15 protein-coding genes are annotated in these 18670 nt (G+C 59.7%); all 15 read right to left on the bottom strand.

Going from position 1 to position 18670, the window contains the following annotated elements:
- Positions 1-230: 230 nt before the first annotated feature.
- The 15 genes from ACFSR7_RS04890 to ACFSR7_RS04960 all read right to left on the bottom strand — a co-directional run bounded on the left by ACFSR7_RS04890 (position 231) and on the right by ACFSR7_RS04960 (position 18563).
- Positions 231-2573, bottom strand: coding sequence for a helix-turn-helix domain-containing protein (locus ACFSR7_RS04890; RefSeq protein WP_378159417.1), 2343 nt, complete (start codon positions 2571-2573; stop codon positions 231-233).
- Between the two features lie 115 nt (positions 2574-2688).
- Complete coding sequence (locus tag ACFSR7_RS04895; protein WP_378159418.1) at positions 2689-3453, bottom strand: sugar phosphate isomerase/epimerase family protein; 765 nt, start codon at positions 3451-3453, stop codon at positions 2689-2691.
- Between the two features lie 43 nt (positions 3454-3496).
- Positions 3497-5905 (bottom strand): hypothetical protein, encoded by a 2409-nt coding sequence (locus ACFSR7_RS04900; RefSeq protein ID WP_378159419.1) that lies wholly within the window; start codon positions 5903-5905, stop codon positions 3497-3499.
- A 59-nt stretch (positions 5906-5964) separates the two neighbouring features.
- Positions 5965-7044, bottom strand: a complete 1080-nt coding sequence (locus ACFSR7_RS04905; protein ID WP_378159420.1) for a Gfo/Idh/MocA family protein — start codon at positions 7042-7044, stop codon at positions 5965-5967.
- A 316-nt stretch (positions 7045-7360) separates the two neighbouring features.
- Entirely contained in the window at positions 7361-8443 is a 1083-nt protein-coding gene (locus tag ACFSR7_RS04910) for a sensor histidine kinase (protein WP_378159421.1), read from the bottom strand.
- A complete protein-coding gene (locus tag ACFSR7_RS04915) occupies positions 8433-9134 on the bottom strand; it encodes a response regulator transcription factor (protein ID WP_378159422.1) in 702 nt (233 codons plus the stop codon). Before ACFSR7_RS04915 ends, ACFSR7_RS04910 begins: the two co-directional genes overlap by 11 nt.
- Before the next feature lie 162 nt (positions 9135-9296).
- Positions 9297-10271, bottom strand: coding sequence for a peptide-methionine (R)-S-oxide reductase MsrB (msrB, locus tag ACFSR7_RS04920; protein ID WP_378159423.1), 975 nt, complete (start codon positions 10269-10271; stop codon positions 9297-9299).
- A gap of 39 nt (positions 10272-10310) precedes the next feature.
- Positions 10311-11384 carry an ABC transporter substrate-binding protein gene (locus ACFSR7_RS04925; RefSeq protein WP_378159424.1) on the bottom strand — a complete coding sequence of 358 codons (1074 nt, stop codon included), beginning with the start codon at positions 11382-11384 and terminating at the stop codon, positions 10311-10313.
- On the bottom strand, positions 11381-12184 hold the full coding sequence (locus ACFSR7_RS04930) for an ABC transporter permease (RefSeq protein WP_378159425.1): 804 nt from the start codon (positions 12182-12184) through the stop codon (positions 11381-11383). Before ACFSR7_RS04930 ends, ACFSR7_RS04925 begins: the two co-directional genes overlap by 4 nt.
- Positions 12181-12987, bottom strand: a complete 807-nt coding sequence (locus tag ACFSR7_RS04935; protein WP_217591659.1) for an ABC transporter permease — start codon at positions 12985-12987, stop codon at positions 12181-12183. The genes ACFSR7_RS04930 and ACFSR7_RS04935 overlap by 4 nt, the downstream gene beginning before the upstream one ends.
- On the bottom strand, positions 12977-14092 hold the full coding sequence (locus tag ACFSR7_RS04940) for an ABC transporter ATP-binding protein (RefSeq protein ID WP_378159426.1): 1116 nt from the start codon (positions 14090-14092) through the stop codon (positions 12977-12979). Before ACFSR7_RS04940 ends, ACFSR7_RS04935 begins: the two co-directional genes overlap by 11 nt.
- A 484-nt stretch (positions 14093-14576) precedes the next feature.
- Complete coding sequence (locus ACFSR7_RS04945; protein WP_378159427.1) at positions 14577-15488, bottom strand: RpnC/YadD family protein; 912 nt, start codon at positions 15486-15488, stop codon at positions 14577-14579.
- Between the two features lie 137 nt (positions 15489-15625).
- Positions 15626-16504 (bottom strand): sugar phosphate isomerase/epimerase family protein, encoded by an 879-nt coding sequence (locus ACFSR7_RS04950; RefSeq protein WP_378159428.1) that lies wholly within the window; start codon positions 16502-16504, stop codon positions 15626-15628.
- Between the two features lie 71 nt (positions 16505-16575).
- Positions 16576-17430, bottom strand: a complete 855-nt coding sequence (locus ACFSR7_RS04955) for a sugar phosphate isomerase/epimerase family protein (protein ID WP_378159429.1) — start codon at positions 17428-17430, stop codon at positions 16576-16578.
- A gap of 74 nt (positions 17431-17504) precedes the next feature.
- Positions 17505-18563, bottom strand: coding sequence for a Gfo/Idh/MocA family protein (locus tag ACFSR7_RS04960; protein WP_378159430.1), 1059 nt, complete (start codon positions 18561-18563; stop codon positions 17505-17507).
- Positions 18564-18670 lie beyond the last annotated feature (107 nt).

Here is an 18670-nt window from a genome sequence, read left to right on the forward strand (position 1 = left end):
GCATACCTCCTCCCAAATTCATCCTTTCTGGTCCTCCCAAAATAAACATCTTGTCGGATGTCCTTTAAAGAGGCGGTGGCATCGGCCGGTCTCGCAAGCTTTAATGCCATGCACAAAAAAGGTACGGTCCCTGAGCTTCCTCAGAGACTGTACCTTGCTTTTCAAGCAGACTTGTTCAGCGGGACTCCGACGAATGACTCCGCGGTCCTAAGACGACGGCAAGGACAACGCTAGTTGATCTGGTTCGCGTTGCGCTGCAGGGCGTATTCCTTGGGCGTCATCTTGTATTTCTTCTTGAACAGGCTGAAAAAATACGTCTCGTTCGTAATGCCGACCTTCTGCACAATCTCGTAGACGCTCAAGTCTTCCTGAATGAGCAGCTCCGCCGCTTTCGTCAGGCGCACGCCATTGATCAGATCCGCGATCGACAGCTGCGTCGCTTCCTTGTAGATCTTGCTCAAGCTTCGCGAAGAGATCTTCATCATCGACGCGATCGAGGACAGGCTCAGGGAGGGATCCTGATAATTGCGGTGGACGTATTCCGTCACCGCGTCCACGACAAAGTAGTTGAGCGCTTCAGTCTCCTCGGACGTTTCCTTATTGAACGAATCCTGCAAGCCGCTCCAGACGATACGCTCGATCTCGGCCATCGTCTCCTTCTCCAGAATATGCCTGCCGATCGAAGCCTTCTGCAGGGAAGGCGCCGCCGTGACCTTTGCTTTGTCCAGCCCTTCGATCACGGCATCCGCCAAGCGAAGAATCGAGATCAGGGCGTTGTGATAGTTGAGCGCCGCCATCTCCTCGAACAGGTTTGAGAGCACATCCCGCATCGCTGCGACGTTGCCCGATTTGATCGTCTCCATGAGCCAATCTTCCAATTCCTTGGAATAGCCCGTTTTTTTGTTGTCGGCGCATCCCCGGAGGCGCTCCTGCGTGATGACGGAGCCATGGCCCAGCTGCAGACGGTACATCGACTGGTCCATCGCTTGCGTGTACTGCGCGTGCAAGCCGCTGAGCGTCTCGGCCTTGCCGCTGATCGAAGCGGTGAAGGTTACCTTGAAAAAACGGGAGAAATTGTCCAGCGCCTCGGCGATCAGCACCGCGAGCCCGTCTTGCCAGGCCGCGTTTTCCTCCGGTACGCTCACGATCAGCAGAACATGATCTTCTTTCATGTCGATGCCCTCGTTCGCATACTTGCCGGCCACAATCTCGGAGGCGATATTGATCAGGGCGAACCGGATCGTTTCTTTATCCCGGGCGGAGAAGCGCTGCTGGAATTCCTTGTAGTTGTCGATTTTCATTAAGCAGACCGCATACGCGCCGGACGGCGGCAAGGAGATCCGCATCTCTCTGAACAACGATGCCAGCTCGGGCTCCGGGATGGAAAAGCGCTCGTCAAGCAGCCGGCTCAACCAATAATGCTTCATGACATCCTTGTACTGATCTTTTTCCTTGTAAAAAAGATTCAGCTCCTCCATCGACTGCCGATAAACGGTATTCAAATAAGAGATCTCGTCGCCGACCTCGCCCTCTGCCTCCACCGCTCTGCCCGGCCTGTTCTGCTTCACCGCGTTCACCAGATTGCCGATCGGACGGTAAATGGTCCGTGAGATCAGGATGGAAACGACGAACGCCAACAGCAAAGCGATCAGCGTAATGAGCAGAATGCTGGTCCGGAGTCTGTCGATCGATCGATACACTTCCAGGACAGGCTGCGTCTTGAGCAGCGTCATGCCGGCGCCGTCGACGTTCGAATACGTGATCAAATACGGCTTGCCCCCGTGCTTGCGCTGAAAAAAACCTTCCGAATCCGCCTCGGGATGCGCGGCCTGGTAGGCCGAAAAATCGCTTTTCAGCCACGTCATGATCTCCCGGTCGCCCGTGCCGTCGTCCAGGTACTCGCCGGCCTGGTCCAGAATAAAAATGTTGTCTCCTTTGCGCTTGTCGATCATGTTGATCTCGCCGATGTTGTCGAGCAGCCATTCGGACCGGACATTGACCACGATGACGCCGTCCGGCTTCTGGTCGTCTGCCGAAGTCTCGTACATCATATAGGAGAATACGTACTCAGGCTCGGTCTTGCCGTTTACGAGCTTCTGAATGTTGCGGAAAATCGGCTTCATCTTGGGCAGCAGCCGGTCCGAATCGTACAGCTCGCCAAGCAGCCGGTCTTCAAAAAACAGCGGCCTGCCCGCATTGTACGTCTGATCCAGATTCCGGTTATAGATCGTGAGCGAATGAATATACGGATTGGCCGAGGTGACGGAGCTGGTCACCTTGTTCAGCCTGTTGGCCACGTCGACCATATTCTCCTGTCTGGCGTACATGACCGCGGCTACGTCGCTGTTCAGATAAAGCGACTGGCAAAGGCTCGCGATCGTCTGGTCCATGAATTCCATATTGTATTTGACTTGGTAAAGTATTTTCTGGTTGGAGGCGTATTCGTTTTTGACGAGCAGCTTCTGGGCGTTGATATAGACGACGCCGGACAGCACGACGACGATGAGCAGAATCGCCATGCTGATCCATAGCAGCATTTTAATATAGTAAGCCTTGGCCCCGAATCGCTTCATGCGGGAATCTCCTCTCCTTCTTCGAGGCAGGGGTGACGGTCTTCGCTGCCTTGCGTGCCAAATGCCGAAGAGGACCGGCATCCGCCAGCCCCTTGCTTTGGTCCAATATAACGGTCTAGACGTCCAGCCTGTCGGCCAGCGCATGCAGGTTGTCCAGGCTGATCCGCACGCTGTCCAGCGCGTCGCCCTCGCAGATATCCTGCTCGACGACATACCATTCCACGCCGCTGCGCTCCCCCCATAGAAGCAAGGGCGCGAAGTCGATCACGCCCGTTCCGATCTCGGCGTACGTTCTGCGTTCGTCGGCGGTCATGTCCTTCAGGTGCATCGTCGGCATGCGGCCGCGATACGGCGCCACGAATGCGGCCGGGTCTTTTCCGGCTTTGCTCACCCAGTATACATCAATCTCGGCCAATATGGCGTTGTCGGACGCAGGATCGAGCAGATAAGACAGGGCGTCCGTCGTGCCGACGCGCGTCTCGAATTCGAAGGCGTGGTTGTGAAAAGCGACCGTGAACCCGTCGTCCCGCAGCTCGCGCGCCGCCGCGTTCAATTCCTCGCGCAGCCGGATATATCCCTGCTCGTTGCGCCACTCATGCGGCACGGACGGACAAATCAACCGGTTGGTGCCAAGCTGTCTCGCCTCCGCCTTGACGCTCTTTGGCTCGGCGCGCAGACGCTCGACGGAAATATGCATGCCCGCCGTTTTCAGTCCCGCTTCGCGCAGCACCTCCGCGATCTCCGCTGCCGGATGGCCGTGCAACCCGGCCGTTTCGACGCCGGCCCAGCCCATCCGTCCAAGCGTTCGGAGCGTGGCCGGAAAGTCCAGCTCGCATTCCTTGCGCAGCGTGTACAGCTGCACCGCAAACTTGTGCTTCACTCTGTTTCCCCTTTCTCTGCCGGCTCTATCATTTCTGCCGGCTCTACCATGTGATCTCGATCGCGCCGCTGATATCCGACAACACGAGCCGATCGCCCCGGATGCAGTCCGCAAGATCCAGATACGCAGTCTCGCCCCGCACTTCTACACGACCCGCATGCAGGCTTGCCAGCGGCGGGTAGATCGTCACCTCGGCTTCACGCAGTCCGGCGACGAAGAGCATCCGCTCCGAGTCCTTCCTCGGCGTCGGTCCGGGCGCGAGTTCCCGGCAGGAGACGGACGTCGTCTTGTGCTGCTTGACGAAGACGCGGCATTCGTCATGGAAGGTGCGGTCCGGCGCATACGGCGCGGCATCTTCGCCCGCCCTCGTCGTCCGGCCGATGATCGCGGGCACCCCTTCGGGAAAGCGCAGACGGAGGGCGACCGACGTGTCCTGACGGCAGCCCGTCAACCAAAAGCCGTTGTCGCTGCGCGTCACGAAAAGGAGGGCCGGCTTATCCGCTTCCGCCTGCTTGACCTGCTGCAGCTCGTACCCGAACTCGGCAAGCAGCTGGCGTGCCAGCACCGAGAGGTCCTTGAACCGCTCGGGCTGCCGGTTCGGCAGATGGGATACGGCGCCCGATTCGAACGGCAAGGAACCGCGAACCCATCCGATCTTGCCGCCGTTCCATGCCGGCAGCTCCCGCGTCAGCGCCAACACGCGCACCTGATCGCCTTGGCTGCCCGTCGCGCATACCTTCGTGCCGGAATCGTCCGCATGGTCCAGCACTTCGCTCAGCGCGCCTCCGCCGATCAGCGGATCGTGCAGGAAGACGGCGGAGGAAGCGGAAGCCTCGGACAATCGATCCTGCGGCAGCGTGCTGGAGAGCTGAAGCTCTCCCTGAAGCCCTTCATCCTGCCGAAGGTTCAGCAGCTGCTGCAGCTCCGGATCCAGGGCACTGCCGTATACAATCGCCCTGCCGCCTTCTCGGACAAAGGACGCAAGCCTTGCGGCATTCGCCCCCGTCAGCCAGGAGGCCGGCGTCCATAGGATCGTATCCCGCAGCTTGCCCTGCGCTCCCCCTTGCATCGCTGCGAAGTCGTCCGTGCTGAGCACCGTATTGAGCGGCAGCCCCTCGTTCACCGCGTTGCGTACGAACCATTCCTCGAAGAAGATCGCCTTGGCGGCTTCCGCCGATCGTTCAACGGCGGCGTGGTACTCGCCGAACGGATACAGCCAGGTAAGAATGCCGGCTTGGTCGGGAAAGTCCTTGATCGCCCTGCGCAGGTGCGGGATGACCTCCGCCGGACAATCCGCGTTCAGTTCGCCTTTCTCCGTATCGATCGTCAGCAGCTCGATAATGCCCGGATTCTCAAGCTCGCCGTCGCCATTCATCCTTGCGACCGACAGCGGGCAATAAATATCGTGCGGCTCCCGGTCGTACAGATCCCACCAGGGATTTTGCCAGAACCAGGGATCGTTCGGATAGAAGCGATAGGGGTACGTCTCGCCCGGCAATACCGCGATGCGGGACATATAAGACGCGATCTCCAGGCCGAAGTCGAAGTTGAGCGCGCCCCACGGCGAGTTCGGAGGCGGCAGCTCAATATATTTTCTGCGGTACATCTCCTGCAGCGGAATGAAATCCTTGGCCAGATCCATTCCCGTCCCGAAGTTGGTGCCGCGCACTTCCGTGCGATAAACGGGGCATTCTCTTTTGAAATGTTCCCAGAACGACAGCGTCTGGTCCGCCAGCTCCCGGTAGTCCGCCGTCGGCATCGAGGTGCCGTCGTAATTCGCTCCCAGGTACGTCCAAGGAAAATAGGAGAAGCCGAAGCCGTTCGAGAACCAAATATAATCGAAGCCGAGCGCGGGGAGGAAGCTGGCGCACTGGCGGCCGAGAAATTCGCCGAACGGGGTGCCCTCGGGAATGCCGTCCGGATAGGCCGCATAGGCGACCGAATCCCCGCAAAGCTCCGACCACGTGCAGACGACCGTATAATCAGCCTTCAGCGCGACCTCCTTGTCCCCCAGCTTCGCGCGGTTGATCTCCGGATGCCGCGTATACTTAAAGTCGGAATAGGCGAATTCGGGTCCGGCATCGAAGGTGGCGCCCACTTCCATCGGGACGCCGAACCGGTCGCGGGCGATTCGTTTAAATGCCGCGACGATCGTGCGCAGATTGTCGTACGAAATCTCGCAGGCGTCGGGACGGTAAAGCTTGGCGATGCGGGGATCGTTCGGCTGGATATGCCCGAACCGATCCTCGTTCGCAAAGCCGATATAGCGCCCCCACTCGATCGCGCGCTCCACGTTGCCGTCCCACTCCAAAATCTCGCTGCCGTCGGCCACCCACAGCAGCATCGAGCAGCCGTCAGCCATGTCGATCAACGGCAGCCATTGCCGGATCGCCTCTTCGCATACCGCTTCGATCGCAGGCAGCGCCATGCTCGTAAAAGGCTTCAAACTCATTTCCAGCGTGACCCGCCTGAGTGTTTTTTTCGTTTCCGGCCGTCCTGTCGGCACCATCTCTACGCCCCCCGCCTGACCGCATCCATAATCATTTTGATAATCGCCAGATCCTGAACATAATCCTCCGGCGTCGTCTTGGGAGACAAGCCGTTCGCGACTACCTCATAGAAATATTCCAGCTCGCATGTATACGCGTCCTTATAGGTCGGACGAATGACCGTTTCTTGCAGCGCGTCCCCGATCGTATCCCGAATCCGGAGCGTCGTGGGCAATTGCCGTAAATAAGGCGTATCGTATTGAACAAGAATCGATCTTTGCTCGCCGAACACCTCGATATGGGCGTCGAACCGTCCCTGCCCGTCGACGCCCGTCTCGAACATGACATCGTAGCCGTCGTACTCCAAAATGGCGTTTTTGAATCTGCCGCCTTGCCGGGACGCGGCCGCCTTTACGCGCAGGGGCATGCCGAGCATCTCCCTCATTGCGGATATATCGTGGCTGTTCAAGCCCAGCAGCAGACCGTAAGCGGCATATTCTTCGCCGGAGGCTTCGCCGATCGCTTCCTTCATCAGTCTTGCGTTTCTCTCCTTGCGGTCCTGGACGGCTTCGGCCGGAAGATCGGCGAACCGGTGCACATAGATGCCCGACTGGCCGGTGAAGTACGCGTTGGGCCCGATCATGTCGCGTACACGCGCATAATTGATCGGCCCCAGCGCCCGCACTTCCTCCAGCGCACGCAGGTAAGCCGGCGCGAATCTGCGCATGTAGCCGACCATCACCTGCGCTTGTGAAGCGTCGCGAGCCTGAATAATGTCCCGGGCCTCCGCCTCTGTCGCGCACATCGGTTTTTCCACGAATACATGAATATTCCTTTGCAGCGCCGCAATCGCGCATTCGGCGTGGTATTCCATGTTGTTCAGCACGAATACGGCATCCATGGCGGTCCGATCGAGCATATCCGAAGCGTTTGCGTATAAGTTTTTGACGCCGTACTTCTCCCCCATTACGTTCAGCAGCCGTGGAGAGATGTCGCACAAGGCGACGATCTCGTAGAGCTCCGGCAGCGATTGCAGAATCGGCAAATGAATGATTTGCGCGATTTCTCCCACGCCGACGATCCCGACCTTCAGTTTCTTCATTCTGCGCACTCCTTTAACTGAACCGATGCTGCGTGCTTAGCGGCCGGCAACGTTTGCTCCGCGCTTCGCGTCCGGGACGCTCTTCGCGATGCAGTTTGCACGACCGTTGCAGCCTAAATCTAGCTCGCTACTGCGTTCCTGTATACTTCAAATTGCGTCGATTCGTTCAATTCGGCGCATATCGGGAAGGAATAGAAGCAAACGGCCGAAAATAAACCGGTGCAGATCGCATCTCGGGAAGAATAAGCGAACGCCAAAGAAGCCGGATCGGCATCGATCCGGCTCATTAAGCTAAAACCAATTTTGTTTGCGCGATCTATCTCGCGAGCGGCAATCGCACCCGGAACGTCGTACCCGACTCGCCGCTCGTCGCCACAATCGTGCCGACGTGCAGCTCGACGATGTTTTTGGCGATAGCAAGTCCGAGGCCCGAACCGCCGGTATGCCGCGAGCGGGACTGCTCAAGCCGGTAGAAGCGGTCGAACAGCAGCGGGATCGCAGACGGCGGCAGCGGCTCCCCGTAGTTCACGATCTCCGCCACCGCTTCCGTTCCTTCTCGCCGCGCCTTGATCTCGATTCTGCGGCCGTCCTTGCCGTACCGGATGGCATTGTCGATGAGATTTTCGAACACGCGCACCAGCTTGTCGCCGTCCGCCGACACGATCAGCTCTTTCTCCGCAAGCATCGTTACGGCTTCGACGCCGGCCTGCTCGAACTGAAGCCGGAACTGAACGGCGAGCTGACCCAGCATCTCGACCAGGTTGAGCCGGGAGAGACGAAGCGGCAGCCCGCCGCTCGTGCGGGTATACTCGAAAAGGTCGTTGATCAGTCCTTGCAGCCGCAGCGCTTTGTCGTAAGCGATGCCGGTGTAGTGGCGCAGCTCGACCTCGTCGCGGTAGCGGTCCTGCTCGATCAGTCCCAGATAACCGACGATCGAGGTCAGCGGCGTGCGCAGGTCATGGGATACGTTCGTGACGAGCTCCGTCTTGGCCCGTTCCGTGCGCCGTTCATCTTCGATGGAGCGCTTCAACTGCTCGCTCATGCGATTGAGCCGGTCCGCCAGCACGCCGAGCTCGTCGCCCGTCCGTACGGGGATGCGGCTGTCGAATTTTCCTTCGGCAATCTCGCCCACCCCTTGCGTGATCCGCAGCAGATAACGGATGGTGCCATGGCTGAAGACGAACAAATAGACGATAAATAGCGCGAGAATCGCGAACGCGAGCGTGATCGACCTGCCAAAACGGTCGTAAAACCACCAGACCGCCGCATTCAGGATCGAAATGTCGTATCTAACGGCCAGGACATACAGCACCGCTGCCGTGCCGCCCGCGAACCCGAGACTGAGCACGACCAGGATCAGCAGCTTGAAGCGCAATCCGAGCAGCGGATTAAGGTTCAATTTTATAACCCACTCCCCACACCGTCTGGATCGGCTTGGCGCCGTCCATCGCGTGCTCAAGCTTGTCCCTCAGATTGCTGATATGGACCATGACCGTGTTGTTGGACTCCAGGTACTTGTCCTTCCAGACCGCCTCGAAGATCGCTTCGGCACTGAATACCTGCCCCGGATGGCTGGCCAGCAAATGCAAAATATCGAACTCCGTCGAGGTCAGGTTGATATGCTTGTCCTCCGCCATGACGGTGTGCGTCTTTTTGTTGATCCGCAGCGATTGGATTTGAATATCGTCTTCTTCGCGATTCGACTTGAGCTTGGCGTTCAAGCCGTACGAACGGCGGAGCAGCGACTTAATCCGGGCGACGAGCTCCAGCGGGTTGAACGGCTTGACCATATAGTCGTCCGCGCCGGTCATGAGTCCCATGATCTTGTCCATGTCCTCGGCCTTGGCGCTGAGCATCAGGATCGGCACCGCATCGTCGGCGCGCACCGCGCGGCACACCTCGAGCCCGTCCATCTCGGGCATCATCACATCGAGAATGACGAGCTGGACCGATTCCGACCGGATCAGCGACAGCGCTTCGCGGCCGTCCGCCGCCTTCAGCACGCGATAGCCCTCGTTCAGCAGGTAGATGGCGATCAGGTCCGCGATCTCCCGGTCGTCGTCCGCGATCAGGATCTGAGCAGCGTTCATCCGGTTCCCCCCTTTTGTCCGTTTGCTTTTCCTTTCAGTATAAAAAAAGGCCCTTCCATCAAGCTTGTGATAAAGCTGAAGGATTTATAAAGATTTTCTAAATAAAAGAACCGTTAGGCAGTTGAGAACTGCTTAACGGTCCGCTGAAAGGTGGGCGGTGGGTTATGCCAGGCCGAACTGACTCTTGTACCGCCCGTAACCCTCTTGCTCCAGGTCCTCGACGGGGATGAAACGCAGCGCGGCGGAATTGATGCAGTAGCGCAGGCCGCCGAGCTCGCGCGGGCCGTCGTTGAACACATGGCCGAGATGCGAATCGGCCTCGCGGCTGCGCACCTCCGTGCGGATCATGCCGTGCGTGAGATCCTCTTCCTCGCGGACGCCGCCCGACTCGAGCGGCTTCGTGAAGCTGGGCCAGCCGCAGCCGGAGTCGAACTTGTCCTTCGAGCTGAACAGCGGTACGCCGGATACGATGTCCACGTACAGCCCTTCGCGGTGATTGTCCCAGAACTCGTTGCGGAACGGATGCTCGGTCGCGCTGTTCTGCGTCACTTCGAACTGCAGCGGCGTGAGCCGCGAGCGCAGCGCTTCCTTATCCTTGTCCGTGTTCCAGTGCCGCTTGATGTACGCGTCCCGGCCGGAGCCCTTGCGGTACATTTTGTAGCGAAGCGGATTTTTCTTATGATAATCCTGATGATAGTCTTCGGCCGGGTAAAATTCGGAGACGGGCTCGATCGTCACCGCGATCGGCTTGTCGAAGCGTCCGCTGGCGTCCAGCTCCGCCTTCGTCTCCTCGGCGGCTTGCCGTTGCTCTTCGTTATGGTAGAAGATGACCGGGCGATACGACTCCCCGCGGTCGAAAAACTGGCCGCCGCCGTCCGTCGGGTCCACCGATTGCCAGTAGATACCGAGCAGCTTGCGATACGGGAACAGGTCCGGATCGAACGTGATTTGCACGGCTTCCTGATGTCCCGTCGTTTCCGAGCAAACCTGCTCGTAGGTCGGATTCGGCACATGACCGCCCGTATAGCCGGATACGATCCCGTGAATGCCCGGCAGCTCGTCGAACGGCGTCACCATGCACCAGAAGCAGCCTCCTGCGAACGTCGCTTTTTCGAATGTTTGGCTCATTTTCCCCATCGCTCCTTCCGCGTCGCTACGCTTCTTATACCCAATGGTTTACTTTTTGTGCATTTTAAATTCGAGGAACAGCTCGTTGTAGTGCGCGAGCATCCGCTTGCCCAAATTATCGTATACTTCAAGCTTATCCGTCAACGCGGGCTCCGGATAAAATCGCTTGTCCTCCGCGATCTCGGCCGGCAGGAACGGAATCGCCTTGGCGTTCGGGGTCGCGTAGCCGACATATTCGGCGTTCTGCGCCGCGTTTTCCGGATCGAGCATGAAGTTCATGAACTTGAGCGCGCCGTCCAGGTTGCGGGCCGTCTTGGGGATGACCATGTTGTCGAACCAAAGGTTCGAGCCGTCCTTCGGAATGACGTAGTCGAGCTTGTCGTTCTCGTCCATGATCTCCGAGGCGTCGCCGGACCAGACAAGACCGACCGCAGCCTCTTCCCCCGCAAGCAGCATCTTGATCTCGTCGCCGACAAGCGCCTTGACGTTCGGCGTCAGCTTCTTGAGCTTGGCGAGCGCCTCCTGCAGATGCGTCTCGTCGGTGTCGTTAAGCGAATAGCCGAGACTGTTGAGCCCCATTCCGATGACCTCGCGCGCGCTGTCGACGAGCAGGATGTTGTTGCGCAGCGACGGATCCCACAGATCGTCCCAGCTGTCGAACTTCAGGTTGCCGACCAGCTCCGGGTTGTAGACAATGCCGACCGTTCCCCAGAAGTAAGGGATCGAATAGACGTTGCCAGGATCGAACGACTGGTTCAGGAAACGTGCGTCTATATTCGCAAGGTTCGGCAGCCTGGCGTGGTCGATCGGCAGCAGCAGGTTCTCCTCGCGCATCTTGCCGATGGCGTAGTCGGACGGGACGGCGATGTCGAACGTCGTGCCGCCCTGCTCGATCTTGGTCATCATCGCCTCGTTCGAGTCGAACGTCTGGTAGATGACCTTGATGCCGGTCTCTTTCTTGAATTTGTCCAGCAGGTCGGGATCGATGTAATCGCCCCAATTGTACACGGTCAGCGTGTCCGCGCCCGAGTAGCCCTGCGAGGAATTAAGCCTGTTGATGGCGAAAAGCAGGCCGCCCGCGATGACGAGGACGGCGATGAAGGTCCGGACCAGGCTGTTCATCGCGGCACCCCCGTTCCGAGGCGCTTCGCGCTGCGCCGGTTCAGCACGTAGTAGCCGAGCACGATGAGCAGCGTGAACAGGAAGATCAGCGCCGACAGCGCGTTGATCGACAGAGAGACGCCCTGCCGCGCACGCGAGTAGATCTCGACGGACAGCGTAGAGAAGCCGTTGCCGGTGACGAAAAAGGTGACGGCGAAGTCGTCGAGCGAGTAGGTCAGCGCCATGAAAAAACCGGCGAAAATACCCGGCTTGATAAACGGCACGATAACCCGCGACAATACCTGCCAGCCGCTCGCGCCAAGGTCGCGCGCCGCGTCGATGAGCGTCGGGCTCATCTCCTGCAGCTTGGGCAGCACCATGAGCACGACGATCGGCACGCTGAACGCGATATGCGACAGCAGCACGGACGTGAAGCCGAGACGGATGCCGGCCATCGTGAACATGACGAGCAGCGACGCACCGATGATAACGTCGGGGCTGACGATCAGCACGTTGTTCATTGACAGCAGCGCATTGCGCGAGCGCCGGGTCCGCGTCCGCATGATCGCGAGCGCGCCGACCACGCCGAGCATCGTCGAGATGGTCGACGACAGCAGTGCAACGACGACCGTATTCAGCAAGATGATGAGCAAGCGCGTATCTTGGAAGACTTCGCCGTAATACGACAGCGTGAAGCCCTCGAAGCCGTGCATCGTGCCGCCGCTGTTGAACGAGTAAAAAATCATGTAGGCGATCGGCGCGTACAGAACCGCGAACACGATGATTAGATAGACCGACTGCCAGCGTCCTGCCGCCCTCATCGTCTCACCCTCCCCGCCTGGCCGGTCCCGGTCAGCAGCATGATGACGACCATGGCGATGATCAGGAACACCGCGATGGCCGCGCCCATTCCCCAGTCCTGCGTGACCAGAAAGTGCTGCTCGATCGCGGTGCCAAGCGTGATGACCCGGTTGCCCGCGACGAGCCGCGTGATCATGAACAGCGACAGCGCGGGAATGAACACCGCTTGGCAACCCGCCTTGACGCCGTCGAGTGTCAGCGGGAAGACGACCTTGCGGAACGTCGTCCAGCCGGACGCCCCGAGATCCCGCGCCGCGAAGACGAGCGAAGGATTGAGGTCCTCGAGCGCATTGTAGACCGGCAGGATCATGAACGGGATAAAGATGTACACCGACACGAACACGAAGCTGAAGTCGGTGAACAGGATCTGTTGGCGGCCGATCCCCAGCGCCTCGAGCGCGCCGTTGACGAAGCCATACGTGCCGAAGATGCCGAGGAAGGCGTACACCTTCAGCAGCAGATTGACCCAGCTCGGCAGGATGAGCAGCAGCAGCCACAGCTGCTTGTGCTTCATCTTAGTCAGCGCGTAGGCGGCCGGGTAGGCGATCAGCAGCGAGAACACCGTGATCAGGAAGGCGTACCAGATCGAGCTGACCGTCATCTTGAGGTAGATCGGCGTCAGAAACTTCTCATAGTTGCCGAACGTGAAGCCGCCGTCGATGTCGAAGAAGGAATCGTAGACGATGAGTGCGATCGGAATGACGATGAACAGCGCCATCCAGGCCAGGTACGGCGCCAGGTAGACGTTGCGCTTAGCGTTCATTGGCGCTCTCCTCGTACGCGAGCAGCCGCCGGTCGAACTCCTCCTCGGTCTCGCCGAAGCGCATGACGTGAATCGCCTCCGGATCGAAGCCGAGACCGACCCGGTCGCCGACCGTCGCGCGCTTCGTCGAGTGAACCATCCACTCGTTGCCCGCGTCGTCGTAACCGATGATCTCGTAGTGGACCCCGCGGAACAGCTGCGAGTCGACCTTCACGACCAGCTTGCCGGCCTCGAGCGGCGTGATCTCGAGGTCCTCGGGACGGATGACGATCTCGACCGGCTCGTCCGGCCGGAAGCCGCCGTCCACGCATTCGAACGTATGCCCCGCGATGCGGACCTCGTAGTCGCGGACCATCTGCCCCGCCACGATGTTGGACTCCCCGATGAAGTCCGCCACGAAGCGGTTGATCGGCTCGTCGTAAATGTCCGTCGGCGAGCCGCTCTGCTGGATCGTGCCTTCCTTCATGACGAAGATCTCGTCCGACATCGCCAGCGCTTCCTCCTGGTCGTGCGTGACGAATATAAACGTGATGCCCAGCCGCCGCTGCAGCTCGCGCAGCTCGTACTGCATCTCCGTGCGCAGCTTGAGATCAAGCGCGGACAGCGGCTCGTCGAGCAGCAGCACCTGCGGCTCGTTCACGATCGCCCGCGCGATCGCCACCCGCTGCCGCTGGCCGCCGGACAGCTCGGTGATCTGCCGCTTCTCGTAGCCCTTCAGGTTGACGAAGCGCAGCGCCTCGAGCACCTTCGCCTCAACGTCCGCCTGCTTCATGCGCTTGATGCGCAGGCCGAAGGCGACGTTCTCGAATACGTCGAGATGCGGGAACAGCGCGTAGTCCTGGAACACCGTGTTCACCTGGCGCTCGTTGGCGGGCACGCGGTTGATCACTTTCCCGTCAAAATAAATCTCGCCGGACGACGGCTCCTGAAACCCCGCGATCAGCCGCAAAATCGTCGTCTTGCCGCAGCCCGACGGACCGAGCAGCGTATAAAACTGCCCGCGCCGAATCTCGAAGCTTACTTCCTTCAGGACGGTCTCCCCGTCATCGTAACTTTTGGTCACCCGCTCGAAGCGGATGATCGGCTGCTCTGCGCTTGCGTCCATTCCGACTCTCCCATCTATGCGAACCCTGTCGATTCTCTTATTATCTCCTATTACCCCGATATCGCAACCGCCGTCCGCGTTCGCGAGCCCAGAAGGCGATTATGCTCGCGCACCGCGCTTGCGGCCCAAGTTTCAGGTCCATCGCCTTCTCTGCAGCCTGCGATCACGTTCGCACGCCGCGTTTACGGCCAATCGCCTTCTCTACAGAAGGCGTCATGCTCGCATGCCGCGTATTCGCCCCATTGCCTTCTCTACAGAAGGCGATCATGCTCGCGCCCAACGTTTTCGCCCCATCGCCTTCTCTACAGAAGGCGATCATGCTCGCATGCCGCGTTTTCGCCCCATTGCCTTCTCTACAGAAGGCGATCATGCTCGCGCCCAACGTTTCCGGCCCATCGCCTTCTCCACAGCAGGCAACCACACGAAAAGCCGGCAAGGCGCCCAAGCATGCGCCATGTCGGCTGGACAGCTTATCGTCCGCTTCTTATCTAGTCTCGGCGCGCAGCCGTTCGATCTCGTCGATCGGCAAGCCGGTCAGATCCTGGATGAGCTCCGGCGCCATTCCTTTGCCGAGCATACGGACGGCGATAGTGCGCTGGCTCTCGGCCATCCCTGCTTCACGACCTTCTTCCCGGCCTTCCTCCCGACCTTCCTCCCGGCCGTCCGCCCTGCCCTGCTTCCACCAGCTGTTTTCCCATTCCATGATCTTGGCCACTTGACTCGCCTCCCCTTGCTTCATTCGGTCGACTTCAAGTTTCAACAGCTCTTCCTCGTCCGGACCGAGCCTGATGTACGATTCAAAAAAGACGGCCAACAGCTCCATCCGCGCCGGATCGAGCTCCAACCGGATCAGCATCCGCAAAAATGCCAGCTTGACCTGCAGCGATTCGCTTTTATTATAGCCCAAACTGCTGAGCAGCGCAGCAGCGACGGGATTGGCAGACCCGACGAACTCCCGCCAGTTGCGATGTTTGAGCTGCAGCCGCAGATAACGGAAGCGCATGACGTCAAGGAACGGAAACGACCAGCCGAACCGGTCCGGCTCGGCACGCTTGCGCCCGTGGCTGAACACCGCGATCGGCAAGATGCGCCTGCGGTGCGTCTCGTACAGCTTCGATGCGTACAAAAACATCCGCTCCGCGAATGCCGGCTCATAATAGGATTGCGGTTCGACGTGGATGATGATCAGCGTCTCCTCGCCCCTCAGCCTCGTCTCGATCAGCAAATCCACGCGCCCTTTCCGCCCGCCCGCCAAGTCTGTCGCGACCTCCTCCGACAGAAACACCGTATGGGAAAAATCGATTTCCTTCGCGACGTCGGGAAAAAACAGCTCCATGAATTCCTTGAAAAACGTTCGAATGAGCGTCTTGAACAACTGATCGTGATCCAGCTTCAATCTCCGCGCCTCCTCGCCCGAACGCAAAAACGCCGCCCGGGCTCCCGTAGGGGCCGAGCGACGCATGCTTTGCGTCCGTATCGCATCTATGCGATCATCTTACCATCGCGGCACGACCGCGGCAACTTCCCTTCCGATTACCTGAACCCGCGAAGAAAATCGACGGCCAGCTTGATATCCCGCTCCGGGCTCTCGCCGACCTCGCGCTCGATCGTCAGGAAGCCCTCATAGCCGATGTCCCGCAGCGCTTGCAGGTAAGCGGGCCAATCCACGCCGCCCTCGCCGAGCGGCACCTCGCGGTAGTATTCGCCGGACTCGCCCTGCTCCGCCAGCTTCTCGTGCGACATCGCCTCGTAGCCGAGCGCGCCGTAAATGTTGCGGGGATCCGTCTCCTGCAGCCGAATGCCGTCCTTGGCGTGCGTATGCACGATGTAATCGCGCAAATTGTAGACGCCCTGCACCGGGTCGTCGCCCGTCACCATGACCATGTTGGCCGGATCGAAGTTGACCGACACGCCCTTGGTGCTCATCTTGTCGAGGAAGCCCTTCAGACGCGCCGATGTCTCGGGACCGGTCTCGATCGCGAAAAAGGCGCCCCGCTCGCTCGCGTAACGGCCGAGTTCCTCGACCGCATCGTGCATCGCGGCATACACGTCGCTCGACGCGTCCTCGGGCACGATGCCGATATGCGTCGTGACCACGGTCGTGCCGAGATCCAGCGCCAGATCGAGAATGCGCTTGGACTTTTCGACCTTCCAACCGTTCTCGCGACGGTCCTGGAAGCCGTGTCCTGCGAGATCCCCGACGAGCGCGGAGATGCGCAGGCCGAGCGAGTCTACGTATGTACGCAGCTCCGCTCTGGCAGCCGCATCCAGCTTGTCCGGATCCATCTCGCCTTCCACCGCGTAGATCTGCACGCCCTCGGCGCCGATCTCCTTCGCCTTCAGCAGCCCGTCGCGCACGCCGACCCGGAAGCTGTCGACGATGACGCCGATCGGATTCGCGATTTGCACCATACGTGTGTATCCCCTTCCTCGTTCAAATTGCCCTTACCTTCCAACCTGCACTTCCAGCCTACACTTCCAAATTATACTTCAGACCAGATGCGTCGCGCGTTATCTAGGCCGATGCGCGAGCCCTGCTTGCACTCTTCCATGCCTTCAAACTCCAGCGACAGATAGCCGTCGTAGCCGGATGCCTTCAAGGCGCGCAGCACCTCGCGCACGTCGATGTCGCCTTGGCCGAAGATCGAGCCGCGCAGGTAATTGCCGGCCGCCGTCTTGAACCAGCCCTCGCCGGGATCCTGGTCGCCGCGCCGCAAATAAAAATCCTTCAAATGCACGATAGACGCCTCGCCGATCGACCGCTTCACGGCGGCCGCCGGATCTTCGTCCAGGCACATATAGTTGCCGATGTCGAGCGTGAGGCGGAAGTTCGGATGATTCGTCTCCGCCAGCAGTCCCAGCACGCGCTCGCTGGATTGCATGTAGTAGCCGTGATTTTCCACGCTGGTCACGACGCCGACCGATGCCGCATATTCCGCGATGCGGCGGCATGCATCCGCCAATCTCGGCAGCTCGCGCCAAAATTGTCCGACCGACGCGCCTTGGCGGGATGCGACGTCGTGCCTCATCTTCTTCACGCCGAGCGCGCGCGCGATGTCGACTTCGCCCTTGACGCGTTCGATCTCCGCTTCGTATGCCGCGTCGTCTTCGACCGCAAAGTTCGCGCCAACCGCGTAGTTCGAGATTTCGAGCCCCGCCGCAGCCGCGCGGGCCACGATCTCTTCAATCAGTCCCGGCGTCCGGATATCGAAGCCGATCGGCACGATCTCGACGTGCTCGCAGCCTTGCTCCGCCATCCAGTCGATCGCGCCCGTCACCGTCATCTCGCCCGATTCAATCGCGCGGTACAAGCTATATGTGCTCAATCCCAGCTTCATGATCCGTTCACTCCTCTATATGGCCTTGCCGCGATGGCCTTGCCGCGATAGCTCTGCCGCGCGATAACATCCGCTTACAGTTCGATCTCTTTGCCCTGCTCCGCCGACTCGTAGATCGCGCGCAGAATCCGCATCATGGTCAGGCCGTCCTCGACAGGACTCAGCGGCTCCGTGCCGGCGGTCGCCGAAGCGATGAAGCTGTCGATCTCCGACTGGAACGCTTGTTGGAAATTGAACTTCAGGCTGTCGACCTGCGGCGTCACGTTCAGGATCGTGTCATGCCGCTCCGAGACGATCGTCAGCTCCGGATCGATCTCGAAGCCGCCCTTGGTGCCGTACAGCCGGACCGCGGACTCGTCGCTCTTGGCATGCAGCGCGTAGCTGACTTCGACGAGCAGGGACGCGCCGTTCTCGAACCGGATAAGCGCGTTCGCCAGATCCTCGACTGTGTTGCGCGAAGCGTCGTAGTCGGCCGCCTGGTAGAAGGACAGCCCCTTGACGTTCGAGCGGTTGCCGAGCTTGTTGTATACGTTGCCGCTGACCGACTTCACCTTGGGACGCCCCATCAGGTACCAGGACAGATCGATGACGTGCACGCCGATATCGATCAGCGGGCCGCCGCCCGAACGGTCCTTGTCCGCGAACCAGCCGCCCGGATTGCCCAGACGCCGGATCAGGGACGCTTTTGCATAATAAAGCTCGCCGAACTCGCCTTGCTCCGTGAAGCGCTTGGCCAACTGAGCGTTCGCGTCGTAGCGGCGGACGAAGCCCACCTGCAGAATGCGGTCGCTCGAACGAACCGCGTCGCGTACGGCTTCGGCTTCTTCCACCGTCATGCTGAGCGGCTTTTCCACGAGTACGTGTTTGCCCGCCTTGACCGCGGCGATCGCGATCTCCGCGTGCGTATGATTCCATGTGCAAATGCTGACCGCTTCCACTTCCGGATTCGCCAGCAGGTCTTGGTAATTCGTGTAGACGCTCGAAGCGCCGTATTTCGCCGCCGCCTTGTCCGCGCGCTCCTTGTTCAGGTCGCAGACCGCGACGATCGTTGCGTCCTTGTTGGCCGCGTATGCATTCAAGTGCGATTCGGAGATCGAGCCCGTGCCGATAACGCCGATGCCCAGCTTTTTCACAGGTATTGCCTCCCTCTACTCATTTGTCTACCTGTACTATAAAATGAATAGAGCAGACCAGCCATGAATAGCTATGCTGGCAATTTGTAATATTGTGCGATATGGAG

The sequence above is a fragment of the Cohnella sp. GCM10020058 genome (assembly GCF_042683485.1).
GTDB lineage: Bacteria > Bacillota > Bacilli > Paenibacillales > Paenibacillaceae > Cohnella.